This is a genomic window from Rheinheimera gaetbuli (assembly GCF_054781935.1).
The window spans coordinates 333006-359375 of sequence record NZ_BAAGTL010000012.1; the positions used below are offsets into that span (position 1 = coordinate 333006).

Sequence of the window (26370 nt, forward strand, 5' to 3'; positions counted from 1 at the left end):
ATATAATGCCAACGCCTGGCTCAAGTTTTGTTAGACGGGTTAGCCCGTATTTGTCGCCGACACAAATATCAGTTGTACCTGTAAGTTGTTGTAAGTTTTAAAGATGCGGTGTAATGTTCTGTACATTAAATTTACAAAGACAGGTCGCCCTGTCGAATAAGCGTTGTGTTTGCATGAGGGTATCGTGATAAACGTATATATAGACAACAATATTTGGGATTTTCTTTTTAATAATAATCTCAACCTGCTTGATTACTTTCCAGCGGATAAATATCGTCTATTAATCACCAAGCATGGTCGTTTTGAAATTGAGCAAATGCCTGATACAAAGGATAAAATTGAGTTAAAGCAATTCATATTCTCGGTTCTTGCTGCTGATGTGGAAGAGAAGCATACTTTTGGTTTTTCAAATCCCGCTCACTCCAGCGCTGAGCAGCGTCGTTCTGGTTTCGGAAAGGGCACCCTAACATGTGTGACTGAGAGTAGAGAAAGAGCAAGACTAAAAAGTGAATTTGGAAGCACAAAGAAGCGGAAAGAAAGCCAAATCCTTTATAAGCAAGAGGCTGATATAGAGCTAGGTGCTTTATCAGTAAATAATTTTGTTCTCACATTAGACAGAAAGGACGGCCCTTTAAAGCGAGCAAGTGAGAACGGCGGAAAAGTTATCTTTCTAAATGAGATTTGCTCGGAATTGGGACACCAAGCTCTTAATCAGGCAGTCAAATTTATTGAAAGCAAAATATAAGATGGCGCTATTGGTGCAATTATCGAGACTGGTGACTTGGTGTGTTCACCAGCCATCTAAAAGCTTTGCGCTGTGTTAGTAAGTCGGAGAGTGAATTGGCATGAAGGTGATAGCAGCGTTTGCCTAACGTTCAGCAATGCAAACGTGAAAGTAGAAGCTTGTCTATTTGGAAGTTCAAATCTTCCTGAAACTTTGATTAAAACCCGAGAGGGAAAAACGACTGTCCTGAAAACACCAAAAGAGAGGAGAAAGCCTATGAAAATAAATAGTTTAGTAACCAAAGTTTTGCGTTGGGTCAAGGCGACTGTTATCACTGTTTCACTGGGGTCAGTCGGTGCGATCCACCTTCAGCCCAATGCGCTCTCACCACATAACATGGCCAGTTAGCATCGCTCCCGTTGGTCGCTGGAACTCAAACCCGCGGCTGGCTGCATTAACTGTGTTCCAGGAGAACCAATGAGCAAAATTATTGAATCACTTTTGGACAATGCTTATCAAGATACGCAACTCTTGATCGGTAATGATCAAAAGGGAGATGACTTATCTATTGCTAGAGATGTAGATTTTACGTTGTACGCAAAAGATCGAGGTAAAGGTGAGTTGGTTGCAAGTTTTATTAACGACAATAACTATGGTGTAGCGACTTACGAAGAAGTCTCAGATAACCATCGAATTACCGTTGTCATAAATATGCCAACCACTCAAAACCTAATATGCACTGTATCGGGTCTAATGACTTGCTTGGCTGCATTATATGAACTGGAGTATGACGGTTGGGGTTTTGCGCTAAAAACAAACACATAAGAAGCTGCTATCGTGGCTGGGTCGGCTACGCTGCGCTCTAGCCGCCCAAAAGCTTTGCATTATGTGCCAAGGAGCTAAGGTGTATAAATTCTGGTTTATTGCAGTTTTTGCACTTTTAACTGGTGAATCGATTGCATGTAGCTGTGCCGGGTATGACATTGAAGAAAGCTACCATAAATATCCTTCAGTTTTTGTCGGTACTGTTGAAAAAGTAGACGTGATAAAAAGAAGGGAGCCAGGTTCGTGGTTTAGCTACGTCGAGTTAATGCAAGTGACGCTAAAACCAGACAAGCTTTTTAAAGGCAGCTCGGCTAAAAAGTTGATAGTGATGACACGGCCTGGTTATGGTGCATGTGGCTTCCCGTTCAAATTAAACCAGCAGTACGCTGTGTTTGCTTATCAAGATAATAAAGATTTAGCCGTAAGTTCTTGTAGCCCAACTATCCATACAGAAAAAGGTGCACAGCATTACGAAGCAGAGCGGTTAACAGTATTAAACTTTTTAGCGTTGCAAAACGGCAGATAAACAAAGTACCTTAGCTTCCATTGCTTGCCTGATACGGCTTATTGATCTGTCTTGTCTTTAAACTCACACAAATCCTCAATTAAACACGAGCCACAGCGCGGTTTTCGCGCGACACAAGTGTAGCGGCCGTGCAGAATAAGCCAGTGGTGCACGTCGAGTTTAAACTCGTCTGGCACCACTTTAAGTAGTTTGTGTTCGACCTCGTCGACATTTTTCCCGGGTGCCAGTTTAGTGCGGTTTGATACGCGGAAAATATGCGTATCTACCGCTATGGTTGGCCAGCCAAAGGCCGTGTTAAGCACCACGTTAGCGGTTTTGCGGCCGACTCCGGGCAGGGCTTCTAAGGCTTCGCGATTTTGTGGCACCTGGCCGCCGTGTTGTTCAACCAGTATGCGGCAGGTTTTAATTACATTTTCGGCTTTGGTATTAAATAAGCCGATGGTTTTAATGTAGTGCTTTACTCCGTCGACGCCTAACTCCAGCATTTGCTGTGGCGTGCGGGCAACCGGAAAAAAATGTTTAGTGGCTTTGTTTACGCCGACATCGGTGGCCTGGGCTGATAGCAGCACGGCGATTAACAGCTCAAACGGTGAGCTGTATTCCAGCTCGGTGGTCGGGTGTGGATTAGCCGCGCGCAGCCGGCTTAACATCTCGATACGTTTTTGTTTATTCATAGCTTTAACTGCGCAGTTTACTGCACTGCTCCGGTAACGCGGGCGCGGGCGATACTGCCTTTTTCAACCGTCTGTTGCTGCTTAAGTTTGTTGTCTATCACGTTTTTCAGTGCGATTAACAGCCCCATGCCAATAAAGGCACCCGGCGGCAACATCGCCAATAAAAAGTGGCTGTCTACGCTAAACAGCTCAATGCGCAGCGCTTTGGCCCAATCGCCCAGCAGTAAATCGGCGCCGTCAAATAAGGTGCCCTGGCCTAGTATTTCGCGCATGGCGCCCAGCGCCAGCAGCACCAGCATAAAACCCAGCCCCATCATAATGCCGTCAATGGCAGAGGGTAGTACGGCATTTTTTGAGGCAAAGGCTTCGGCACGGCCGATAATGGCGCAGTTGGTGACAATTAACGGAATAAAAATACCCAGTGACAGATACAAGTCATACGTGTAGGCGTTCATCAGCAATTCTACAGCGGTAACCAGGCTGGCAATAATCAGTACAAACACCGGGATGCGTATTTCGTTGGCAACATGGTTACGCACTAAAGAGACCGCTACATTGGAGCCCAGCAGCACGAGCAGCGTAGCCGCACCCAGACCCAGCGCATTGGTTACCGTAGCCGTTACAGCCAGTAACGGACATAGGCCAAGTAATTGCACTAGCCCTGGATTGTTTTTCCACAGACCTTGTAAGCTTAACTCTTTAAATTGGCTCATCAGTGGCTTGTACCTTATTAATCTGTGCAACTAGCGGGCAAGGTGTCCAGCTCTGGATGCTGCTGAACATAGAGTACGGCGTTGCGTACTGCATTGATAACGGCGCGCGGTGTGATAGTTGCACCGGTAAATTGATCAAACTCTCCGCCATCTTTGCGCACGGCCCATTTTGCGGCGTTATCGACGGTGACAGTTTTATTGTTGAAACTAAACATCCAATCAGAGCGGCGGGTCTCAATTTTATCACCCAGGCCAGGTGTTTCTTTGTGCTGCAGTACCCGGCTGCCTAATACAGTGCCATCAGGGGTCAGTGCAACAATTAAATCTATATTACCGCTGTAGCCATCCGGTGCGGTGGTTTCAATAATATAGGCATTTAGCTTGCCATCCTGACGCCAGCGATACAAGGTTTGAGCCGACGCTTTGCCCAGCAGACTTTCATCGGTTACCTGCAAGCAATCTTGCAACAAGGCGCGGCCGGCATTCACACCGGGTAACACTTCAGACAACATCGCCAGCTTGGCGGCCAGCCGCTGCTCGCTGATCCGCGGTGCGGTTTGCTGATTAACCAGGCTGAGTATGGCGACACAAACTGCTGCTGCTGCACCCAGTGCCAGCGCGTTTTTACTGATAGCACGGATCATTTCAGTTCACTCCGCGTACGATGGCCATAAGTACGCGGCCGGGTGTAGTAGTCGATCAAGGGTACCGCCATATTTGCCAGTAATATGGCAAAGGCATAAGCGTCTGGGTAACCGCCAAAATTACGGATCAAAAACACCAGCAGGCCAATCAGGGCGCCGTAGTATAAGCGGCCAATATTGGTGGTAGAGGCGGATACCGGATCGGTGGCAATAAAAAATGCCGCCAGCATAGTACCGCCACTAAATAGATGGAACAGCGGGCCAGCAAGGGTATCTGGTGCAAACAAGCTGCCAAACGTGGATAACAAAAAAATACTAGCGATAACCGCAGCTGGAATGCGCCAACTGATGATTTTTTGTTGGATAAGCAGCAAACCACCGGCCAGGTAAGCCAGATTTACCCATAACCAGCCGCTACCGGCAAACGCAAAAAATACCGGAGCTTGCAGGCTTTCTGACAAGGTTAAACCCTGGCTTAAATCGATACGTAGCGTGTCTAATGGCGTTGCCATTGTGACGCCATCAACGTTGCTCTGCAGTTGCGATAAGCTAAAGCCACTGCAGCTGTATTGGGTAAATATACTGCACACTGCATCCAGCGGAGTAAGTGAGACCTGTTGCAATGAAACGGGCGGTAGCCACTGTGTCATCTGCAATGGAAACGATACCAGCAGCAATACGTAAGCAGCCATTGCCGGGTTAAACAGATTATTGCCCAGACCGCCGTACAGTTGCTTCACCATAATGATAGCAAAAGCAGTACCTATGACGATGATCCACCACGGTGCATAAGGCGGAATGGCTATAGCCAGTAACACTGCGGTTAATAGAGCACTGTTATCGCGCAGGCGCGGCAATACACTTTTACCGCGTAATTTCAGTATTGCCGCTTCACTAAGCCAGGCGGTGATAATCGCCAGCAACAATTGTATCAGTACACCATAACCAAATAATACGGCTTGCACTGCAATGCCTGGCAAACAAGCCAGACATACCATACGCATGATTTGTGCAGTGCTGCGCTGGTTATGCTGATGTGGTGAGCTGGCAATTTTAAAACTCATGAGTTCTCACTATCGGCTTGTTTACGTGCTTTGGCCCTGGCAATAGCAGCGGCAACGGCGGCTTTGCGTGGGTCTTCTGCAGGCGCGGTTGTCTCAGCTACCGGGATGTCGTCAGCCTGAGCAGCGCTCTGTTGTTTGGCTTTTGCCCTGGCAATGGCAGCGGCAATCGCGGCTTTGCGTGGGTCTTCTGCAGGCGCGGTTGTCTCAGCTACCGGTATGTCGTCAGCCTGAGCCGGGCCCTGTTGTTTGGCTTTTGCCCTGGCAATGGCAGCAGCAATAGCGGCTTTACGCGGATCGCTGTGTGCTGCCGTCGCTTCAGATGCTGTAGCCTGTGGCTCTGTTGCATCAGAGCAGGTTTCAGGGTTTTCCATAGCGGCTTTTTTGGCCTTAGCTCGGGCCAGGGCGGCAGCTACTGCTTCGGCTTTGCTATCGCGGCTGTTGTTGGCCGAATCATGGCCGGCTGCAGCGTCACCGGCTGCGGGTGGTGGCCCTTCAGCCTGTTGTTGCATTTTTTGTTGTTGATATTCGCGAGCCTGCTGCTTTTTCAGCTCACGCTCAGCCAGAATGTGTTCTTTGCTGCGTGCTTCATTTTGCTCGGCTGATGTCTGGGTTTGCTTGGCTTTAATTCGCGCCAGAGCGTCCGCGACAGCATGGTTAGCACCGCTGGCTAGTTGCTGTTGCTGCCGTGCTGCTGCCAGTTCCTGATTGCGCTGCAGCCGTAGCTGCTTTTCTCGTTCCAGACGTTCATTGCGCGCTTCAAAGCGCGCTTTGGCTTGCTCTGCTTTTAGTGCTTCACGCTGCTGTTCGCGAATATCAGCCTTAGCAATACGATAGTATTGCACCAACGGGATTTCACTAGGGCAAACATACGCGCAGGCGCCGCATTCAATACAATCTGCCAGATTATATTCGGCCAGTTTGTTCACATCTTTTGCTTTGCTGTACCACAGCAGTTGCTGAGGTAATAACGTAGCGGGGCAGGCATCGGCACAGGCACTACAACGAATGCAATCTATTTCGTTGTCCGCAGATGGCAGTTCTTCCGCTGTCGGCGCTAAAATACAATTTGTGGTTTTAACAACCGGCACCGCCAGATCGGGCAGAGTAAAGCCCATCATAGGCCCACCCATGATCACGCGTTGCTTAGGTTGCGGCTGAAAACCGCAGGTGTTAAGCAGCGCTGATACCGGGGTGCCTATCAGCGCCAGCACATTCTGCGGCTGGCTTAACGTTTCGCCTGCTACGGTCACAATCCGCGAAATTAACGGATGGTCGTCCAGCACAGCCTGGGCTATCGCGAAAGCTGTGCCGACATTATGCATAACTATACCAATGTCTATTGGCCTGCGGCCATTTGGCACTTCTTTATTGGTTAATAGCTGGATCAGCTGTTTTTCACCACCAGAGGGATACTTAGTCGGTACACTACGTACATAATAGTGTTCACGTTGGCTGCAGGCGGCCATCATTGCTGATGCGGCTATGGGTTTATCATCTTCAATACCAATCAGCACTGCTTTAGGGTTTAGCAACTGGCACAGAATATCGATGCCTTTAACAATGGTGGTTGCCGCTTCCTGCATTAACAGGTCATCGGCGGTGATGTAAGGCTCGCACTCTACAGCGTTAATAATTAAGTAGTCGACCGGTTGCGATACCCCGGTTTTCAAATGTGTTGGAAAACCCGCCCCCCCCATACCGGCAATGCCGCTATTTTGGATCCGGTTTAACAGTGTCAGTTTATCGCAATTGGCCAAGTGCAGCGGTTCGCGTTTACGCCAGGTTTCTAAACCATCCGGTTGCATTACTAGTGTTAGCTCAGGCAGGGCCGACGGGTGCGCGCTGGTATGTGGGCCGATACGTAGCACCGTGCCCGATGTTGGCGCATGCACCGGCACAGCCATAGAGTTATCTGCACTGGTCAATGGCTGACCTTTTAGTACATGTTGTCCTTCGCGTACCAGTATCTGCCCGGCAACGCCGATATGCTGGCGCAATGGAATATATAAACGATCGGGTAACGGCATAACAGCAATGGGTTTTTGGTTCGTTTGCTGTTTGCGCGTTGGGGGGTGGACACCCCCGTGGAAATCCCACAGCACACCGGCTTGAATTTGTTGAAATAAACCTGGCATGGCGTTACTCCACCATCCTTACTGGTATTGCTGCTAAATCCCACTTCCAACGCTCGGGAGTTGTGGCAACCGCTACCATATCAATACAATCTACCGGACAGGGCTCTACACAGAGATCACAGCCGGTGCATTCGTCAGTTATTACTGTGTGCATCAGTTTAGAGGCGCCAACGATAGCGTCTACCGGACAGGCCTGAATACACTTAGTGCAGCCGATGCATTCATCTTCACGAATGTAAGCGACCCGTTTTACTGTTTCAGTTTGGGCGGCGTTGAGGGGTTTGGCCTCCACGCCCATCAGGTCTGCCAGCTTACGAATCGTCGCTTCACCGCCTGGTGGGCATTTATTGATGTCATCACCGTTGGCGATAGCTTCAGCGTAGGGTTTACACCCGGGGTAACCGCATTGCCCGCATTGCGTTTGTGGTAAAATGTCATCAATTTGTTCTACCAGAGGGTCGCTTTGAACTTTAAAACGAATGGCTGCAAAGCCCAACACAGCGCCAAATATCAATGCCAGGCTGCCAAGCGCCACAAGTGCTGTAAATAATGTCATCAGGCTTTCACCAACCCGGTAAAGCCCATAAAAGCCAACGACATTAAACCGGCGGTAATCATTGCAATGGCTGCACCTTTAAAAGGCACGGGTACATCAGCCGCAGCAAGCCGTTCGCGCATGGCTGCAAACAAAATAAGAACCAATGAAAACCCAACTGCTGCCCCAAAGCCATAAACTACTGAGTTAACAAAATTATGCCGGGCGTTGACGTTCAATAAGGCCACCCCTAACACAGCACAGTTGGTGGTAATAAGCGGCAAAAAGATACCCAGCAGACGATAAAGTGTCGGGCTGGTCTTGTGCACCACCATTTCTGTAAATTGCACCACAACAGCTATAACCAGAATAAAACTCAAGGTGCGAAGGTACAAAAGATCAAGAGGCGCGAGCAAGTAGTGATCGACCAGGTAACTGCATAAAGAAGCCAGCGTTAGCACAAAAGTGGTTGCCAGCGACATGCCAATAGCGGTTTCTAACTTGCCAGATACCCCCATAAAGGGGCATAAGCCGAGAAATTTTACTAAGACAAAATTGTTTACCAGTACGGTACTGATTAACAACAGCAAAAATTCAGTCATCGCGTCGCTCTGGAAAAATTGAGGGCCATATTATGCTATTAAGCGCAGTGTGACACAACCGGATAAAATATGCGGGTATTACGACTGCGCCGCTGCGCAGCCTGTAAAAAGATGTTGAGGCGCATCACTGCACCCTGTTTTACATGGGCGCGGGTTTACCGACGTAGTAGCCTTGATTGCCGTCTATAAACAACGACTCGAGCATGTGTTTCTCTTCCTGGGTCTCGACACTCTCGGCAAACACACCAACACCAATCCGATGCGCAAGATCAATCATTAACCGCATAAAATACTGATTGTTCTTATCTTCGTTTATATGACGGGTATAACTACCGTCCATTTTTACGTAATCCGGTTTCATATCACGGAAAAACTTAAACGAGGTAATGCCAACACCAAATTTCTCTACTGTAACGCGCGCGCCGGCACGATGGATCATATCAATAAAACGTTTACTGGTTTTCAGATTCTGCTGCAGGCCAAACTCGGTAACTTCGAAAACCAGTTTTGCTGCAATATGCGCGTCTTTTAGTAAGCGGCGTTCCAACCAGATAATAAACTGATCATCATGAACGCAGCGGGCTGACAAATTGATACCGAAATACTGATCTTGCAGATTTTTGTTTTTGATGGTGGTTAGCGCCGTTTCTATAATCAGCCGGTCAACAGCAATAATGCGGTCCAGCTTCTCTGCCATCGCCAAAAATGATGCCGTGGGCAAGATTTGGCCTTCTTGTGTTTTAAAACGAACCAACACTTCTGAGTACGCCTTGGCAGAGCGATTAGATGGTTGGATTAATTGCACCAACAAACTTAGCCGATGATTATTAAGTACATCGTCAATCACATTGCGCCAATTTTGGTTACCATAGCTGCCCGCTGCCATCTCCAGACCGGCAGATTCTTTTTGTAAGTGCCATGCATTAGGCTGCTTTGTCTGTGCCAAACTGATAGACGTATCGGCAATGGCCAGCAACTCACCAAGAGCTTTGCCTGATTCATAAGCCACCAGGCCGGTATAGGCAACAGAGTCAAGTTCGGCATTTTTTTGATATTCATTGAAGCGGCTTTGCAATTGTAATGCAAAGTTCTCCGCTTCTTTAGGTGTTACCCTGGGCAACAAAATGCCAAAATCCGAGCTGTTTAAACGAAATATCTTGTGCTCTTTATAAGTACCACAAAGCTTTCTAACGATGTCAGATACTTCACGGATATAGGTATCGCCTTCCTGATAACCACGGGTTTGGTTGAGTGTTTGCAGTTCTGTACAGCGGGTAATAGCAAAAACACCAAAATCGCTCTGTTCACTTTGGCGGATGTTTTCTTCATAAAATTGCACAAAGCGATTGCGGTTTGGCAGATCGGTTACCGGGTCTTTGTAAGCCTCTTCAGCGATCTGATGGGCATTGGCTGCCATCTCGTTATATTGTGAGCGGGTATAATTGGCCAGTTTTTGTAGTGCTATATTAATATCAGCAAATTCAGCCGGGATTTTTTGCCAGTCGGGCTCCGCTTTTTGTGGGTCTTTAATAAATCGATCAATCAGCTCGTTGACCGCGTCTGTGGTGCGGCGATAGCTGCGTCCAATACTGCTTTTACTTAGCAGCACCGGTATCCAGCCTAATAAAAACGGCAGAAAAAATAATACCAGCAAAACGGACTGAAATTGTACCAAGCGCTCGCTAAAATCGAGTTGGTAGCTCAGTTGGATATTTTGTTCTTCGCTACGGATAGTCCGTGGCTTGAATTCGCTGCCGAAAGCTTGCAATAAGGCACTGGCTAACGCCGCTTTATTACCACGTAGATTTTGTTCATGCAGTATAGTGCCGTCCAACTGGCTAATACGCAAACTACGCAATGCAAAACTGCGGTCGAGCTGCCGGCTTAAAACTTTGCCATCACCAGTAATATGATTGCTAAGAATTTGTTCGATAGTGATGTTGGCATTTTTTTCGGCGGCAGACAGCTGCTGCTGTGTATAGATGACCAATGTTGCCAGCGCAGCAATAGCCAGTACCACTGCTGACAGCAGCTGGCTTACAAGCAAAGTTCGCAGTATTCTCATAAGCAATGACCACCAGGTTAACCAGTTTCCTTGTCCTAACGCTTAATATAGTTTTAGGCTCAACCAATAGAAAGCTAATTAAATCAAAAAAATACTGATAAATACACAATTAAAGTCAGAACGACAGAAAAACACTATAAGAGAGTGGCTCCCCAGACTGGACTCGAACCAGTGACCTACGGATTAACAGTCCGCCGCTCTAACCAACTGAGCTACTAGGGAATAGAAAGAAATATCAGAGTGCTACAACCAAAAATGGCTCCCCAGACTGGACTCGAACCAGTGACCTACGGATTAACAGTCCGCCGCTCTAACCAACTGAGCTACTAGGGAATTGTACTGCTGGAATTACAGTGTGTTGTGTGCTGTTGGCTCCCCAGACTGGACTCGAACCAGTGACCTACGGATTAACAGTCCGCCGCTCTAACCAACTGAGCTACTAGGGAACAGCATTCAACGGGGCGCAATACTAATGCCAGCTCCAGGTACTGTCAACACTTTGGTATAGGGATTTTTATCAATATCGTTTACTTGCGTATTGTTTAAACAAAGCGTTGTTTTATACACCAGTTTTCGTTGTGTTTTTTTTCAAATTGGCATCGCGCATTTTTGCTTAGTCGCAAAGTACTGATTAACGTGGCTTGCGTAGAGTTACTCACAGTTTCTGTGGATAACTCTGTGAGTTAGCGGGGTGTTAGCTGGGGGAAGGCGTATCGCCGCTGCTTTTGCCGCGGGTCAAGTCAGTTGCGATGAAAAAAATTATCTATTAAAAACAATTGTTTGCGTTTTTGCTGCGTGGTGGGTGTTTTTTCGCTGTACTTAAAATTTGCGGCTGTGCCAAAGCGGCGCTAATGTGAACTGTTTTCGCGGCGTCAGCATGAATTTTTGTTGGTTTAACATGTAAATTCAGGCTTTAATCAATTTTGCATGGTTGTCAGTCTGGCTTTTCTTTACAATAACCCAACGCCGTATCCAGCCTGAGACTATGACAACTTCGACCAACAAATCCGGTTTTTCACTTACCAGTGATGATATCCGCGCTACGCTCATCAGGATGACGCTACCGATGTTAGCGGGCATGCTGACATTAATGACTTTTAACCTGGTTGATACCTTTTTTATTAGTATGCTGGGTACAGATCAGTTGGCTGCCATCAGCTTCACCTTTCCGGTATCATTTTCATTAATCAGCCTGGCAATTGGTTTAAGTATTGGTACTTCAGCAATAATAGCTAAAGCACTGGGTGCCAAAGAGCTAACTGCTGCGCGTACTGATGGCCAAGTGGCCTTGTGGCTGTCTGCCGCACTAGTGGCATTACTGGCTTTGGCAGGTTTTGTGTGGTCAGACGCGCTGTTTAAAGCATTGGGCGCCGAGGGCGCGGTGTTACAATATATCCACGATTATATGGATATCTGGTTTTGCGGTGCAGTGCTATTGGTGCTGCCTATGGTAGGCAATGCTATTCTGCGTGCAGCCGGTGATACCCGTACCCCCAGTATTATTATGGCGGGATCCGGTTTAGTTAACGCCGTGCTGGACCCGATACTAATTTTTGGTGTCGGGCCTATTCCGGCCATGGGTATGCAAGGTGCAGCTATTGCAACTGTTGTGTCCTGGCTGGTCGGTTCGGTACTGATTATTCGTTTGCTTATAAAGCGTGATTTAATTACTGTCACGGCGGTTAGCGCCCACCAGTTTATTCGTATAAGTCGAAAAATTCTGCGCATCGGCGCACCAGCGGCCGGCGCGAATATGCTAACGCCGCTTGCGATGGCGGTGTTAACAGCCATTATGGCAAGCTATGGCCCACAGGCCGTTGCAGCTTACGGTGTTGGCGCACGCCTGGAAAGCATAGCTTGTCTGGTAGTGTTAGCCTTATCAATGACACTGCCGCCGGTGGTAAGCCAGAATTTTGGTGCGGGTTTATTTGGCAGGGTTCAACTTGCTTATCATTTATCGGCCCGTTTTGTCATGTTGTGGCAGTTAGCGGTGTATTTGTTGCTGGCTGTGTTAGCTATGCCCCTGGCTGGTTTGTTTAGTGAAGACCCAGAAGTCGTTCGCATTATATGTTGGTTTATCTGGATAGTGCCGCTGAGTTACGGTTTACAGGGCATTATAATTCTTACCAATTCCTCTTTTAATGCCTTGCACCGTCCGGCAAATGCATTATGGCTTAGTCTTATCCGTTTATTTGTATTTTATGTTCCACTGGCTTGGGCCGGAGGGGAGTTGTATGGTGTGGTTGGGTTGTTCGCCGGTTGTGTCGTGGCAAACATTTTTACCGCATTTATAGCCTGGCGTTGGTTTAACCGCACAGTGCAGGGCTGCGGGCAGGGGGGAGTGTGAGCAGAGACTTTGATTTGATATCGCCATATCAGCCAGCTGGCGATCAGCCGCAGGCGATTGACAAGCTGGTAGAGGGGCTGGAGTCTGGCCTTGCACATCAGACATTACTGGGCGTTACCGGCTCGGGTAAAACCTTTACCATGGCTAATGTGATTGCCCGGGTAAACCGGCCAACATTAATTATGGCGCATAATAAAACGCTGGCGGCGCAGCTGTACGGCGAGATGAAAGAGTTTTTTCCGCATAATTCGGTTGAGTACTTTGTGTCGTACTACGACTATTACCAGCCTGAGGCCTATGTGCCCTCAACCGATACCTTTATTGAAAAAGATGCCTCTATTAATGAGCATATTGAACAAATGCGGTTGTCGGCCACTAAAGCACTGATGGAACGACGCGACGTCGTAATTATCGCCTCGGTATCTGCTATTTATGGTTTGGGCGATCCCGAATCGTATATGAAGATGCTGTTGCATCTTAAAGTTGGCGATATTATTGACCAGCGCGCTATTTTGCGCCGTTTAGCTGAGTTGCAATATAGCCGCAACGATATTGATTTTTCCCGTGCTACCTATCGGGTGCGCGGTGATGTGATTGATATCTTTCCGGCTGAATCGGACGATATTGCACTACGTGTTGAACTGTTTGACGAAGAGATAGAGCGCCTTAGTCTGTTTGACCCGCTTACCGGCACAGTGGAAAAAGTACTGACACGCTACACTATTTACCCGAAAACCCACTATGTGACACCGCGGGAAAAAATCCTGGCCGCTACCGAACACATCAAGCAGGAGCTAAAGCTGCGCCGCGAGCAGCTGCTTAGTGCCAATAAATTGGTAGAAGAGCAACGTTTAAGCCAGCGCACCTTGTTTGACATTGAGATGATGGTAGAACTGGGCTATTGCTCGGGTATTGAAAACTACTCGCGTTATTTATCCGGCCGTGCCAATGGCGAGCCACCGCCAACGTTATTAGATTATTTCCCTGCAGATGGGCTGATGTTTATCGATGAATCGCATGTGACCATTTCACAAATTGGCGCTATGTATAAGGGCGACCGTTCACGCAAAGAAAACCTGGTTAACTATGGTTTTCGCTTGCCATCTGCGCTGGATAACCGGCCACTAAAATTTGACGAGTTTGAAGCCATAGCACCGCAGCGTATTTATGTTTCAGCTACACCGGCTGCTTATGAACTGGAGCATTCTGCCGGCGAAGTAGTCGAGCAGGTCGTCCGCCCCACGGGCCTGGTTGATCCGGTAATTGAAATTCGCCCGGTAGCAAGCCAGGTTGATGACTTAATGTCGGAAGCGCTGCAAAAAGCCCGGCTGGGTGAGCGGGTACTGGTTACCACGCTAACCAAAAAAATGGCAGAAGATTTAAGCGAGTATCTGAACGAGCACGGTGTAAAAGTGCGGTATCTACACTCTGATATTGATACTGTCGAGCGGATGGAAATTATCCGTGACTTACGTCTGGGGGTATTTGATGTGCTGGTCGGCATTAACCTGTTGCGTGAAGGCCTGGATATACCGGAAGTATCGCTGGTGGCTATTCTGGATGCTGACAAAGAAGGTTTCTTACGCTCTGAGCGCTCGCTTATTCAAACCATTGGCCGGGCGGCGCGTAACCTGAGTGGTAAAGCCATCTTGTATGCCGACCGCATTACCGGCTCTATGCAACGGGCTATTGATGAAACCGACCGTCGCCGGGCGAAACAACAAGCCTTTAATACGTTGCATGGCATAGCGCCGCAGGCGATTAAGAAAAAAATAGCTGATGTAATGGACTTGGGCCAGGATGCCAGCCCGGCCTTGCCGATGGTGGCAGAGCGCGTGCGGTTGATAAAAGGTAAAACCGCCTATCAGGTTGAGGCTGAGATTAAACAGTTAGAGCAAAAAATGCTGCAGCATGCCCGTGATTTGGAGTTTGAGCAGGCGGCTAAATTACGTGATCAGGTGCATGCGCTGAAACAAGCGCTACTGGAAATTTAATAAAATCCGCCGCTTGCGGTGGATTTTTACCAGATGTCAGCAAAACTAACTGTCAGTAAGGCGGTTTTTAAGGTTAAATACTCTTACTGGTTATATGCGGCGCTGCTGCAGTGCGCATAAGTTTAATTGTTTCAGGATGAACCCTATGTTAGCTTTCCCGCCACGTGTTCTTATACCTATTGTTGCTGTTTTCTGTATTGCTGCCTGTTCTGATAGTAAACCAGAAGCGCTTTCTGAGCCTGAGCGGCCGGTTAAATTGCATACTGTCAGCGACAGCAGTGTCGGGGCGGTGCGGCAGTTTCCGGCGGTAGTCGAGCCGACAGAGCGTGCCAGCCTGACGTTTCGTGTCAGCGGCAAGTTGGTGCAGTTGTTGGCCAGGCCGGGGCAGATGGTACAAAAAGGCGACTTACTGGCCGCGTTGGATGACACCGATTTTCGCCTGAGGCTGGATCAGTCTGCCGCCCGCTATGAGCTGGCACAAACCCAGTTTGTCCGTGCTGAGCAACTTATTGCGCAAAAATTGGTATCGCAAGCCGCCTTCGATGAAGCCAAAGCCCAACTGCAGGTGGCACAGGCCGATTTATCCACCGCTGAGACCGCGCTGAGCTACACCCGGCTGCAGGCGCCGTTTGCCGGCAATATTTCCCGCCTGCTGGTTGAGAACCACGAAAATATTGCTGCCCAGCAACCCATTATGGAACTGCAGGTGCGCGATCAGGTCGATGTGGTTATTCAGGTGCCGGAAGATGTAATCTCCAATGTACGCAAAGACTTTGATTATCAACCTGAAGTGGTATTTGACTCGCATCCGCAGTATCGCTATCGCGCCCGTATCCGTGAGTGGGACACCCGCGCTGATCCTGCCACCAATAGCTTTAAAGTGGTGTTTAGTATGGCCACGCCGCAAGAATTTAATGTACTGGCCGGTATGACAGCCAATGTTATTGCTGAAGTCAGTAAAATCAGCATGGTGCACTCTAGCGCGGTGTTTATTCCGTCAACGGCCTTGTTTATGCCCGGTGAGCAGGCGCTTGCCAGCCAGCAAAGTTATGTCTGGGTATACCAGCCTGACAGCGGTACTGTGACTAAAAGAGCGATCAGTGTCAGCAGTTTAACCAGTGCCGGTGCAGCGGTTACCGCCGGGCTTAAAAGTGGTGAGCAAATTGTCACTGCCGGCGTACAGCAATTAACAGAAGGGCAAAAGGTCCGGCCCTGGGTGCGTGAGCGGGGGCTGTAAGCATGGATTTTGCCCGTTATTTTATCCAATATCGCACCTCTTCGTGGCTATTTGCCGCTATTTTGTTGCTGGGCGGCATTGTTTCCTATCTTGGGCTTGGCCGGCTCGAGGATCCACAGTTTACCCTGAAACAGGCGCTGGTAATAACCCAGTACCCAGGCGCATCACCTACCCAGGTCGAAGAAGAAGTGACCTATCCGCTGGAAAATGTAATCCAGCAGTTACCTTACGTTAAACACGTTACCTCGGTCTCGACCGCCGGTTTGTCACAGCTGATGGTAGAAATGCATGATACCTATCGCGCCAAAGAGTTAAAGCAAATCTGGGATGAGCTGCGGCATAAAATTACCGACTTGCAGCCGCAGTTGCCGCCAGGTGTGCAAGCGCCGCAGGTAAAAGATGATTTTGGTGATGTGTACGGCATTTTATATGCGGTAACCGGCGAAGGCTATGGTGATGATGAACTGCGCGATTACGTCGATTTTTTACGTCGCGAATTAGTCATGGTTTCCAGTGTTGGAAAAGTGACCGTCGGTGGCGTGCAGCAAGAGCAGGTGATCGTTGAAATTTCACGGCCGCGTTTAACTGCGCTGGGTATTGCACCACAAACGCTGGCAGCGTTGCTGCAAAGCCAAAACATGGTTGCCAATGCCGGGTCCATTAAAGTTGGGCCAGACCGGCTGCGAATCTACCCCACGGGTGAATTTCAGTCGGTGTCTGAACTTGAAAGCCTGATCATTTCCAGCCCGGATTCAAAAGAGCTGATTTATCTGGGCGATGTGGCGCGGGTGTACCGTGCTAACGCTGAAACCCCGGCACAGTTACTGCGTTTTGGCGGTGAGAATGCGCTGACACTGGGCGTGTCTTTTGGCAGTGGCGTTAACGTAGTTGAAGCCGGTGAGCAAATTGCCCAGCGTTTAGCCGAGCTGGAATACAACCGGCCGGTGGGTATTGAGCTGCACACTATTTATAACCAGCCTGATGAAGTTGCTCGTTCAGTTAGTGGTTTTATTATTAATCTGGCTGAAGCGGTCGCTATTGTAATAGTGGTGTTACTGATTTTTATGGGGCTGCGCAGCGGTATCTTAATTGGCCTTATTCTGCTGCTCACGGTGCTGGGCAGCTTTATTTTTATGCGCTACATGCAAATCGAGTTGCAGCGCGTGTCGCTTGGCGCCTTAATCATTGCTTTAGGTATGTTGGTAGACAATGCCATAGTCATTACAGAAGGTATTTTAATCGGTATGCAGCGCCGGCTAAAACTAGCTGATGCGGCCAGTTTAATCGTCAAACAAACGCAGTGGCCGTTACTGGGTGCCACTATTATTGCCATTGCAGCCTTCGCGCCTATCGGGCTATCCAGCGATGCCACCGGCGAGTTTGCCGGCAGTTTATTTTGGGTGTTGCTGGTGTCATTGTTACTCAGCTGGGTTACCGCTATCACCTTAACGCCGTTTTTTGCCAGCATCTTATTTAAAGACGCCGTGCAAACGGGTAACGGGCAAACCGCCAACGAACCAGCACAAAATGATGTTGCCTTGTATCAAGGTATTATTTTTACGCTGTATCGCAAACTGTTAAGTGCTGCGCTGCGTTATCGTATGGCAACCTATAGCATTACGTTACTGCTATTGGTGTGTGCTGTAGTGGGTTTTGCTAAGGTAAAACAGGTGTTTTTCCCGCCATCTAATACACCGATGTTTTTGGTGGATTTATGGCAGCCTGAGGGCTCGGATATTCGCCAGTCCGCAGAAGATGCAGTACAGCTGATGAATTTTTTGCTAGCGCAAGACGGCGTTAGCCATGTTACCAGCACCAGTGGCCGTGGTGCTGAGCGTTTTATGCTGACCTATCAGCCAGAGAAAAGTTTTAGCGCATACAGCCAGCTTATTGTGCGTGCCGACAGCCTGCAGCAGTTGCCAGGCATCATGCAGCTAACTCGCAGTTATGTAAACGAACAGTTACCGCGTTTGCAATACAAGTTGTTACGGCTGGAGGTTGGGCCCTCAACACCGGCTAAAATTGAAGCGCGTTTTAGTGGCGCAGATCCCGATGTGTTACGAAACCTGGCTGCACAGGCCAAAGCGATATTATTGGCCGATGGCCAGGCCGTGAGTATTCGCGATAACTGGCGTGAGCGCACTAAAGTCATCCGCCCGCATTTTAACGAAGCCATGGCACGCCGGGCAGGTATTAGTAAACAAGATATCGACGATGTGCTGTTAACCGCGATGTCAGGCCGTACTGTGGGCATTTACCGTGATGGCACCCATTTACTGCCGATCGTGGCCCGATCACCACTGGCTGAGCGTGACAACCTCGATGCGTTGTATGATCTACAAGTGTACAGTAACAAACTGCAGCGTTATGTGCCGATTACACAGGTGGTGACCGGTTTTGATCTGGTGTGGGAAGATGCGCAAATTCAGCGTCGCGACCGTAAACGTACCGTTACGGTAATGGCAGATCATGATAATTTGTCTGACGATACCGCCGCGGCGTTGTTAGCAAGGGTGAAAACCGATATTGAAGCGATAGAATTACCCACTGGCTATTTTCTTAACTGGGGTGGTGAGTTTGAGGCGCAGCAAAAGGCCCAAAGCGCACTGTTTAGCTCGTTACCTTTGGGTTATTTGTTTATGTTTATTATTACGGTATTGCTGTTTAACTCGCTACGCAGCGCCTTGGTTATTTGGGCTTGCGTGCCACTGGCCATTATTGGCGTAAGCTTTGGTTTGTTGCTGCTGGGCGCGCCCTTTGGCTTTATTGCGCTGCTTGGTTTTTTAAGTTTGTCGGGTATGCTGGTAAAAAACTGCATTGTACTGCTGGAGCAAATTAATCTGGAGTTGTCAGAGGGCAAAGCGGCTTTTAATGCGGTGTTTGACAGTGCGGTAAGCCGGGTGCGCCCGGTTTCGATGGCGGCGATTACCACCATTTTAGGTATGATACCGCTATTGAGTGACGTGTTTTTTGCCAGCCTGGCAGTGGTTGTTATGTTTGGCCTGGGCTTTGCTACCGTACTCACATTGGTATTTATGCCCGTGTTGTATTGCAGCGTTTTTAATATTAAAACTATGATAACAAAGGAATAAGCATGAAAGCGTTGCGTACCGCTTTGCTATTGGGCTGCAGCCTGTCAGTATTAGAGCTGCTTGCTAACGATCATCTGCCACCTTTGCCAGCCTGGCAGGGCAGTAGCGAAGCGCTGATGCAAACAAAAACCCAGCCCTGGGTCACGCCCGCTGAGTTAACCGGTCTTACCGATAGCCCGGATTACGCTGCAACGCTTAGCTATATCAGCAAATTGGTCGATAGCTCTGAGCTATTGGAATTAGAGCAATTTGGTGTCAGCGCGCAGGGCAGGTCATTAATGCTGGTTAAAGCCAGCAAAGCATTGCACAAAATTGCCCAAAACCCGGCGCGGCCGTTATTATTGGTACAGGCAGGTATTCATAGCGGTGAAATTGACGGTAAAGATGCCGGTTTAATGTTGCTGCGCGATATTGCTCATGGCGATAAAGCAGCGCTGCTGGCAAATGTCGATTTGCTGTTTATTCCGGTGTTGTCACCCGATGGCCACGAGCGTCGCTCACGTTTTAACCGGATGAACCAGCGCGGCCCTGTGCAGCAGGGCTGGCGTGCTACAGCCCAAAACCTGAATTTAAATCGTGATTATACCAAAGCCGATGCGCCGGAAATGCAAGCGCTGTTGGCGGTTATTAACCGTTATCAACCCGATTTATATATCGACGTGCATGTAACCGATGGCGAAAACTATCAGTACGACATTACCTATGGTTTTAACGAGCCCTTTGCTGCTGTCAGTGTGAACTCAGCCAGCTGGCTCAGCAAGTTGTACCGTCCTGCTATAAATGCCGCACTGGAGCATGCCGGCCATATTCCGGGGCCGCTGGTATTTGGCGTTGACCGCAGCGATTTTAGTAAAGGCATTAGTGGCTGGACAGCCAGTCCGCGTTTTTCTAACGGCTACGGCGATGTGCGGCATTTACCCACCATCCTGGTAGAAAACCATAGCCTTAAACCATACCGCCAGCGTGTGCTGGGCACCTATGTGCTGCTGGAACACAGCCTTAAACTGCTAAACGAGCAGGGTAAGGCGCTTATCATGGCGCGCCAGGCGGATATGAATGCCCGGCCGCAGCATATGGTATTAAGTTACAAAGCCAATGAGCAGCCAGACCATATTGATTTTAAAGGCATGCGCTATGAGGTAAAGCAGTCTGATATCAGCGGGGCAAGTTATGTGCACTGGACAGGCGAGCCAAAATTGTACCCTCAGTTGCCATTATATTGGGACAATGTAGCTGATAAAGACGTGGCTATCCCAACAGCATACTGGCTTGGGCCAGAACAACAGGCGGTATTGGCCCGGTTAAAGTTGCATGGCATCGAGTTTACTGCGCTGGACAAGCCGCAAAAACTCAATCTGCAGCAACTGAGTGTCACAGCTTATCAATTTGCCGATAAGCTGTTTGAAGGCCGTTTTATGCTGCGCTCTGCCAGCTTTAACCGCAGTAATCTAAGCCGTACTTTGCCTGCTGGCTGGGTTAAAGTTAGCACCGATCAACCTTTAGGCCGCTTGGCCGTTGCGTTATTAGAGCCCACTGCACCCGACTCGTTCTTTAGCTGGGGCTTTTTTCCCGGCATGTTTGAACGCACCGAATACTTTGAGCCCTATGCCATCGAGCCGTTAATTGCGCAAATGCTATCTCAGCAGCCAGAGTTACAACAGCAATTTGAGCAGGCCTTAGCGAAAGATGAAGCGCTGCGGAATAACCCGCGCGAGCGCTACAATTGGTTTTACCGCCAGATGCCGTATTATGACCAGCACTACCTGAAATATCCGGTACTGCTGCAGCCGTAATACGTTTAAAAGCGTTATAGTTTTAGCCCCCAGTCATGCCAGGCTTGTTCGCACAGGCTGGCGCGAAACTGCGGTGCAGAAATGTCTATCAGCGCGCGGGCACGCTCGGTCAGGCTTTTGGCGCGCAAGTTGGCAATACCGTACTCGGTAACAATATAGTGAACATGGGCGCGCGTGGTTACCACGCCGGCGCCGGGACTTAATAGCGAGCTGATACGTGACATCTTACCTGCCGCTGCCGTTGCGGGCAGGGCGATAATGGCACGCCCGCCTTCTGATAGCGCCGCGCCACGCACGAAGTCCATCTGGCCGCCAACACCAGAATAAATTTTCGTTCCCAACGAGTCGGCACAAACCTGACCACTTAAATCAACTTGTAGTGCACTGTTAATTGAGACTACCTGTGGGTTTTGCCGGATCACCGCAGTGTCGTTAGTGTATTCGACATCCAGAAATACCACTTGTGGGTTATCATCGACAAAGTCATAGAGCTTTTGGCTGCCCATGGCAAAGGTAGTGACAATTTTACCGCGGTGTTTGCGTTTATTCTGGTTGGTTATTACACCTTGTTCAATCAGCGGCAGCACACCATCAGAGAACATTTCGGTGTGGATCCCGAGATTTTTTCTGTCTTTAAGATAACCCAGGGTGGCATCCGGGATTGCACCGATACCCATTTGCAGGCAGTCACCATCGCGGATCAAACTGGCTACATTGCGACCGATCTGATCGGTTATCGCATCTTGTAAGGCCGCCCGGTGTTGCGGTAATGGCGCAGCATATTCGACATAACGGTCTATCTGGCTTAAATGAATAAAAGAGTCACCATGGGTGCGGGGCAGGAGTGGGTTAACCCAGGCTATCACTTTCTTTGCCATCTGTAGTGCTGCACGGGTCGCCTCTACTGATACGCCGAGGCTGCAAAAACCGTGTTTGTCAGGTGGCGATACCTGAATTAAGGCCGCATCTAATCTTTGTTCACCGCTGCGGAATAATTTAGGAATTTCCGATAAAAACATCGGTACGTAGTCGGCACTGCCGTTGTTAACCGCGGCACGGGTGGTACTGCCAACAAAGAAACAACGTTGGCGCAGATGTCCTTCAAGTGCAGGGTCGCTCAGCACGTCACAGTGTTCGGTATGCAATTGCAATAACGTCAGATTACGTCGTTCAACTGCGACGCTTGCTAGCGCTTGCAGCAGGTAGTAAGGCGTGGCAGCCATTGAATGGCACCATATAGTGTCGTTGTCCTGAATAATACTCAGAGCCTGAGCTGCGCTGTTCACTTGCATTTAAATACACGGCCTTTATTCGTTATGGTGTGAGCATAGCCTAGCAGGGTCGGTGGATGAAAATATGACGAAGATCAAGTTGCAGTTGTAGACGCGGAGATATTAGACAAAAGCGTAAAGTATAAAAAAGCCCCGCAGGTAAACCGGCGGGGCTTTTTATCAGCTGATTACTGCTTAGTTTTTAGCAGCAGCGGCTTTCTTTTCTTTTTCTTTAGCAATAACGGCTTCAGATACGTTTGACGGACATGGTGAGTAGTGCGAGAACTCCATAGAGAACTGACCACGGCCTGACGTCATAGTACGCAGAGTACTGATGTAACCGAACATTTCTGACAGTGGTACGTCAGCTTTGATACGTACGCCAGTAACGCCAGCTTCCTGACCAGAGATCATGCCGCGACGACGGTTTAAGTCACCGATAACATCACCTACGTGATCTTCTGGGGTGAACACGTCAACTTTCATGATTGGCTCAAGTAACTGGGCGCCAGCTTTTGGAATTGACTGACGGAAAGCGCCTTTAGCAGCGATTTCGAACGCGATGGCTGATGAGTCAACGGCGTGGAAACCACCGTCGAATACTTCAACTTCAACGTCTAATACCGGGAAGCCAGCCAAAGTACCGGTTGACATCATAGACTCGAAGCCTTTCTCGATAGCAGGCATAAACTCTTTTGGTACGCTACCACCAACTACCGTTGATTTGAACGTGAAACCAGAGTTTTGCTCGCCCGGACGAATGCGGTAATCAATTTTACCGTACTGGCCTGAACCACCAGATTGTTTCTTGTGCGTGTAGCTGTCTTCAACTTCACGGGTAATGGTTTCGCGGTAAGCAACCTGTGGCTGGCCTACAACTAATTCTACGCCGTAAGTACGCTTTAAGATGTCTACTTTGATATCTAAGTGCAATTCACCCATACCACGCAGGATGGTTTCGCCTGAGTCAACGTCAGTTTCAACACGGAACGTTGGATCTTCGGCAACCATCTTACCGATAGCGATACCCATTTTTTCCACTGAACCTTTATCTTTTGGTGTAACAGAGATAGAGATTACCGGCTCTGGGAATACCATTGGCTCAAGTGTACAAGGGTGCTTAGGATCACACAGGGTGTGGCCTGTTTGCGTGTTGTTCTTCATACCTACCAGGGCAATGATGTCACCGGCCTGTGCAGTAGTAAGATCGATACGGTCGTTAGCATACATTTCAACCATACGGCCGATACGTTCGGTTTTGCCAGTGAACGAGTTCAGGATGGTATCACCCTTGTTCAGTACACCAGAGTAGATACGCACGAACGTCAGGGCGCCGAAACGGTCATCCATGATTTTAAACGCTAAGGCGCGGAATGGCTCATCAGCAGAAACTACTGCGAACTGACCGTTTTCGTTACCTTCTTCGTCAGTTAATGGCTGCGGAAGAACTTCAGTTGGGCTTGGCAGATAATCTACAACCGCATCTAACAGTAATTGCATACCTTTGTTTTTAAAGGCTGAACCACAGTAAGTTGGGAAGAATGCCAGGTCACGGGTACCTTTACGGATACAACGCTTGATGTCTTCGATTGAAGGCTCTTCACCTTCCATGTATGCCATTAACAGGTCGTCATCTTGCTCTACAGCAGTTTCGATCATCTGTTGACGGTACATTTCAACATCGTCAGCCATATCGGCAGGGATATCAGTTACGGTGTAGTTTTCTGGCTGGCCAGTTTCGTCCCAGATGTAAGCTTTCTGGGTTAACAGGTCAACTACGCCAGAGAAAGTATCTTCACGGCCGATTGGTAACGTCATGATCAATGGGTTAGCGCCCAGAACTTTCTTCACCTGCTCAGTTACGCGGATAAAGTCAGCACCGATACGGTCCAGCTTGTTAACGAAGATCAGACGTGATACTTCAGCGTCGTTCGCATAGCGCCAGTTAGTTTCTGACTGAGGTTCAACACCGCCAGAACCACAGAATACGCCGATACCGCCGTCTAATACTTTCAGTGAACGGTAAACTTCAACAGTGAAGTCAACGTGGCCCGGGGTATCGATAACGTTGAAACGGTAGCCTTTCCAAAAACAGCTAACCGCTGCTGACTGGATAGTAATACCGCGCTCGGCTTCCTGTTCCATGAAGTCGGTAGTTGATTCACCTTCGTGAACTTCACCCAACTTATGGATTTTACCCGTCAGTTTCAGGATACGCTCTGTTGTAGTGGTTTTACCGGCATCAACGTGCGCGAAGATACCAATGTTTCTGTATAAGGATAAATCTGCTGACATAGTAGTCTCTATAAGCTAGGGTTTGAAAATAGTGCCGTAATATACAGGATTTCAAAACGTTTTGCAGGAAAAAAAATGTTGTCGACGGCTAATTTTTTATTCATGCTGTCAAAGCAGACATACAAACTGCAGCAACAACTTGGTTGGCGCTGCTCTACCCATATATTCTGACAACAGCGAATGTAACTAACCATGAAAATTATTCCCGGCCGGCTAGACTCGGCGGCAGTCAGGCAGTTATTGCAAGGCCATTTAGACGATATGTATGCCACCTCACCGCCAGAGAGTGTGCATGCGCTGGACATCAGTAAACTACAGGCGCCGGATATCCGCTTCTGGGGCGCCTGGCAGGGCGATACCTTACTGGGCTGCGTGGCGCTTAAACAACATAGCAACGACGTGGCTGAAATTAAATCGATGCGTGCCGCGCCCGAAGCACGTGGGCAAGGTATAGGCCGCGCTTTGTTGCAGTTTTTACTAACAGAGGCCAGCCACAGCGGCATTAAGCAGCTTTATCTGGAAACCGGCTCGATGGATTTTTTCCTGCCGGCCCGCACATTGTACCAAAGCGCCGGCTTTAACTACTGCGGCCCTTTTGCTGATTACCCGGAAGACCCGAATAGTATGTTTATGTGCAAAACGCTGGAATAAGGCTGTCACTTTATGGCTAACGATATGAATAACGAACAAACGCTACTGCCGGTACAACGCCAGCTGGATGCATACAATGCTAAAGATCTCGCTGTTTTTATCGCTTGCTACCATGCGGATATTGCCATTTACCGCATGCCTGCAACAGAACCTGCTTTAAAAGGCCGCGAAGCACTGGAAGCGTTTTACAAAACCGAACGCTTTACCATCGCCGCACTGCGCGCCGAAGTGTTGCAGCGAATGGTGGTAGGTAATAAGGTTATCGACCACGAAAAAGTATACGGCATGGCCGAACAGCCATATGAAGTAGTAGTGGTGTATGAAGTACAAGACGGCTTAATAACAAACGCCTGGTTTTATCCGGTTGGGTGAATAGCGTTGTAAACGGCAGCTTCACTTTCGGTATCTTGAAGCGCAACGTCTTTGACTGCATTAAGTGCATCTCTAAGTATATTAATCCATACATCGTTTCCTAATGCATTCAGATGTAAGCCGTCCCCAATGTGATATTGATCAGCTAGGTTGCCTGATGAGTCTATAAGTTTAGAACCCGCATCTACAAAGTAAATGTGGTCATTGATTTTGGCAAACGCCTTTAAGCCTGAGTTTACTTCTTTAATACGTAACAGCCGCATCCCTTGCCATTGATCTCTCGCTTCTTCGTCAATAGGAAGAATGGCACTAATAACAATTGGAACAGCCTTTGGAATCTGGCCAATAATAGCTCGGTAATTTTCAAGGATCTCCTCGTTTGAACGCTGTTTCATGTCATTTATACCAATAGCTAACACAACAGCACTGGCACTATTAATGGAACTGTAAGCAGCAAGACGATGCCGAACACCTTCAGTCGTATCACCACCTATTCCATAATTAACTGAAGGGTAAGCAATCACCGAAACATATAATCCTTGTATAAGGCTATCACCGATAAAAATTACCGCTCCTTGCGGCACATTGCCGTCCATTCGCTGGTGGTATCGCAGCATACGTTTAAAGTGTGCGCTTCTTTCCGACGACTGCTCGAAACTTGGGTATTTATTTCCCGATGAAGTCATCTCGGTACCATCGAAGCATTCAGCAAACTCAACCCAACTTAACGCTAAAAAAAAACTAGCGGCAAATTTATTCATAATGTAAGGGGCTCAGTTGTCACTATGATGAGGTTAAAACGTGAAAAGTG

22 protein-coding genes and 3 tRNA genes are annotated in these 26370 nt (G+C 48.5%); 11 read left to right on the forward strand and 14 right to left on the reverse strand.

Annotated features, from left to right (window positions below):
- The first annotated feature begins 184 nt into the window (after positions 1-184).
- The 4 genes from ACYVIC_RS12100 (at position 185) to ACYVIC_RS12115 (ending at position 2075) form a co-directional block, all read left to right on the forward strand.
- Positions 185-745 carry a hypothetical protein gene (locus ACYVIC_RS12100; RefSeq protein WP_460860269.1) on the forward strand — a complete coding sequence of 187 codons (561 nt, stop codon included), beginning with the start codon at positions 185-187 and terminating at the stop codon, positions 743-745.
- A 144-nt stretch (positions 746-889) separates the two neighbouring features.
- On the forward strand, positions 890-1132 hold the full coding sequence (locus ACYVIC_RS12105; RefSeq protein WP_460860272.1) for a hypothetical protein: 243 nt from the start codon (positions 890-892) through the stop codon (positions 1130-1132).
- Positions 1133-1201: 69 nt separating this feature from the next.
- Positions 1202-1549 (forward strand): ribonuclease E inhibitor RraB, encoded by a 348-nt coding sequence (locus ACYVIC_RS12110; protein ID WP_460860273.1) that lies wholly within the window; start codon positions 1202-1204, stop codon positions 1547-1549.
- A 79-nt stretch (positions 1550-1628) separates the two neighbouring features.
- Positions 1629-2075: a hypothetical protein gene (locus ACYVIC_RS12115; RefSeq protein ID WP_460860275.1), complete on the forward strand. Its 447-nt coding sequence runs from the start codon at positions 1629-1631 to the stop codon at positions 2073-2075.
- 38 nt (positions 2076-2113) lie between these two features.
- On the opposite strand, the gene nth is transcribed toward ACYVIC_RS12115, so the two are convergent.
- From nth to ACYVIC_RS12170, 11 genes are all read right to left on the reverse strand, one after another.
- Positions 2114-2749 (reverse strand): endonuclease III, encoded by a 636-nt coding sequence (nth, locus tag ACYVIC_RS12120; RefSeq protein ID WP_460860277.1) that lies wholly within the window; start codon positions 2747-2749, stop codon positions 2114-2116.
- Between the two features lie 17 nt (positions 2750-2766).
- A complete protein-coding gene (locus ACYVIC_RS12125; protein WP_460860280.1) occupies positions 2767-3462 on the reverse strand; it encodes an electron transport complex subunit E in 696 nt (231 codons plus the stop codon).
- 17 nt (positions 3463-3479) lie between these two features.
- Entirely contained in the window at positions 3480-4106 is a 627-nt protein-coding gene (rsxG, locus tag ACYVIC_RS12130; RefSeq protein ID WP_460860282.1) for an electron transport complex subunit RsxG, read from the reverse strand.
- Positions 4103-5170 (reverse strand): electron transport complex subunit RsxD, encoded by a 1068-nt coding sequence (gene rsxD, locus ACYVIC_RS12135; RefSeq protein ID WP_460860284.1) that lies wholly within the window; start codon positions 5168-5170, stop codon positions 4103-4105. Before rsxD ends, rsxG begins: the two co-directional genes overlap by 4 nt.
- Positions 5167-7305: an electron transport complex subunit RsxC gene (gene rsxC / locus ACYVIC_RS12140; protein WP_460860286.1), complete on the reverse strand. Its 2139-nt coding sequence runs from the start codon at positions 7303-7305 to the stop codon at positions 5167-5169. The genes rsxD and rsxC overlap by 4 nt, the downstream gene beginning before the upstream one ends.
- Before the next feature lie 4 nt (positions 7306-7309).
- Complete coding sequence (gene rsxB, locus ACYVIC_RS12145) at positions 7310-7861, reverse strand: electron transport complex subunit RsxB (RefSeq protein WP_460860287.1); 552 nt, start codon at positions 7859-7861, stop codon at positions 7310-7312.
- Positions 7861-8442: an electron transport complex subunit RsxA gene (gene rsxA, locus ACYVIC_RS12150; protein WP_460860289.1), complete on the reverse strand. Its 582-nt coding sequence runs from the start codon at positions 8440-8442 to the stop codon at positions 7861-7863. Before rsxA ends, rsxB begins: the two co-directional genes overlap by 1 nt.
- Positions 8443-8581: 139 nt before the next feature.
- On the reverse strand, positions 8582-10507 hold the full coding sequence (locus ACYVIC_RS12155) for an EAL domain-containing protein (protein ID WP_460860291.1): 1926 nt from the start codon (positions 10505-10507) through the stop codon (positions 8582-8584).
- A gap of 145 nt (positions 10508-10652) precedes the next feature.
- A tRNA-Asn gene (locus ACYVIC_RS12160) sits at positions 10653-10729 on the reverse strand.
- 34 nt (positions 10730-10763) lie between these two features.
- A tRNA-Asn gene (locus ACYVIC_RS12165) sits at positions 10764-10840 on the reverse strand.
- A 36-nt stretch (positions 10841-10876) separates the two neighbouring features.
- A tRNA-Asn gene (locus ACYVIC_RS12170) sits at positions 10877-10953 on the reverse strand.
- Positions 10954-11492: 539 nt separating this feature from the next.
- On the opposite strand from ACYVIC_RS12170, the gene ACYVIC_RS12175 reads away from it, so the two are divergent.
- The 5 genes from ACYVIC_RS12175 to ACYVIC_RS12195 all read left to right on the forward strand — a co-directional run bounded on the left by ACYVIC_RS12175 (position 11493) and on the right by ACYVIC_RS12195 (position 20970).
- Positions 11493-12854 carry an MATE family efflux transporter gene (locus ACYVIC_RS12175; RefSeq protein WP_460860293.1) on the forward strand — a complete coding sequence of 454 codons (1362 nt, stop codon included), beginning with the start codon at positions 11493-11495 and terminating at the stop codon, positions 12852-12854.
- Positions 12851-14848 carry an excinuclease ABC subunit UvrB gene (gene uvrB, locus ACYVIC_RS12180; RefSeq protein ID WP_460860295.1) on the forward strand — a complete coding sequence of 666 codons (1998 nt, stop codon included), beginning with the start codon at positions 12851-12853 and terminating at the stop codon, positions 14846-14848. The genes ACYVIC_RS12175 and uvrB overlap by 4 nt, the downstream gene beginning before the upstream one ends.
- Before the next feature lie 145 nt (positions 14849-14993).
- Positions 14994-16085 (forward strand): efflux RND transporter periplasmic adaptor subunit, encoded by a 1092-nt coding sequence (locus ACYVIC_RS12185; RefSeq protein WP_460860296.1) that lies wholly within the window; start codon positions 14994-14996, stop codon positions 16083-16085.
- Positions 16086-16087: 2 nt separating this feature from the next.
- Positions 16088-19177, forward strand: coding sequence for an efflux RND transporter permease subunit (locus ACYVIC_RS12190; protein ID WP_460860298.1), 3090 nt, complete (start codon positions 16088-16090; stop codon positions 19175-19177).
- Positions 19178-19179: 2 nt separating this feature from the next.
- Positions 19180-20970, forward strand: coding sequence for a M14 family metallopeptidase (locus ACYVIC_RS12195; RefSeq protein ID WP_460860300.1), 1791 nt, complete (start codon positions 19180-19182; stop codon positions 20968-20970).
- 14 nt (positions 20971-20984) lie between these two features.
- On the opposite strand, the gene ACYVIC_RS12200 is transcribed toward ACYVIC_RS12195, so the two are convergent.
- Together ACYVIC_RS12200 and fusA are read right to left on the reverse strand one after the other, a co-directional pair.
- On the reverse strand, positions 20985-22262 hold the full coding sequence (locus ACYVIC_RS12200) for an acetyl-CoA hydrolase/transferase family protein (protein ID WP_460860302.1): 1278 nt from the start codon (positions 22260-22262) through the stop codon (positions 20985-20987).
- A gap of 174 nt (positions 22263-22436) precedes the next feature.
- Positions 22437-24536, reverse strand: coding sequence for an elongation factor G (gene fusA, locus ACYVIC_RS12205; protein WP_460860304.1), 2100 nt, complete (start codon positions 24534-24536; stop codon positions 22437-22439).
- A gap of 192 nt (positions 24537-24728) precedes the next feature.
- Between fusA and ACYVIC_RS12210 the strand changes: the two genes are divergently transcribed.
- Positions 24729-25187 (forward strand): GNAT family N-acetyltransferase, encoded by a 459-nt coding sequence (locus ACYVIC_RS12210; RefSeq protein ID WP_460860306.1) that lies wholly within the window; start codon positions 24729-24731, stop codon positions 25185-25187.
- Between the two features lie 24 nt (positions 25188-25211).
- Positions 25212-25559: a nuclear transport factor 2 family protein gene (locus tag ACYVIC_RS12215; protein ID WP_460860308.1), complete on the forward strand. Its 348-nt coding sequence runs from the start codon at positions 25212-25214 to the stop codon at positions 25557-25559.
- Here the strand turns inward: ACYVIC_RS12215 and ACYVIC_RS12220 are convergent.
- Positions 25544-26320 (reverse strand): GDSL-type esterase/lipase family protein, encoded by a 777-nt coding sequence (locus tag ACYVIC_RS12220; RefSeq protein ID WP_460860311.1) that lies wholly within the window; start codon positions 26318-26320, stop codon positions 25544-25546. The two genes, ACYVIC_RS12215 and ACYVIC_RS12220, sit on opposite strands and share 16 nt — an antisense overlap.
- Positions 26321-26370: the final 50 nt, after the last annotated feature.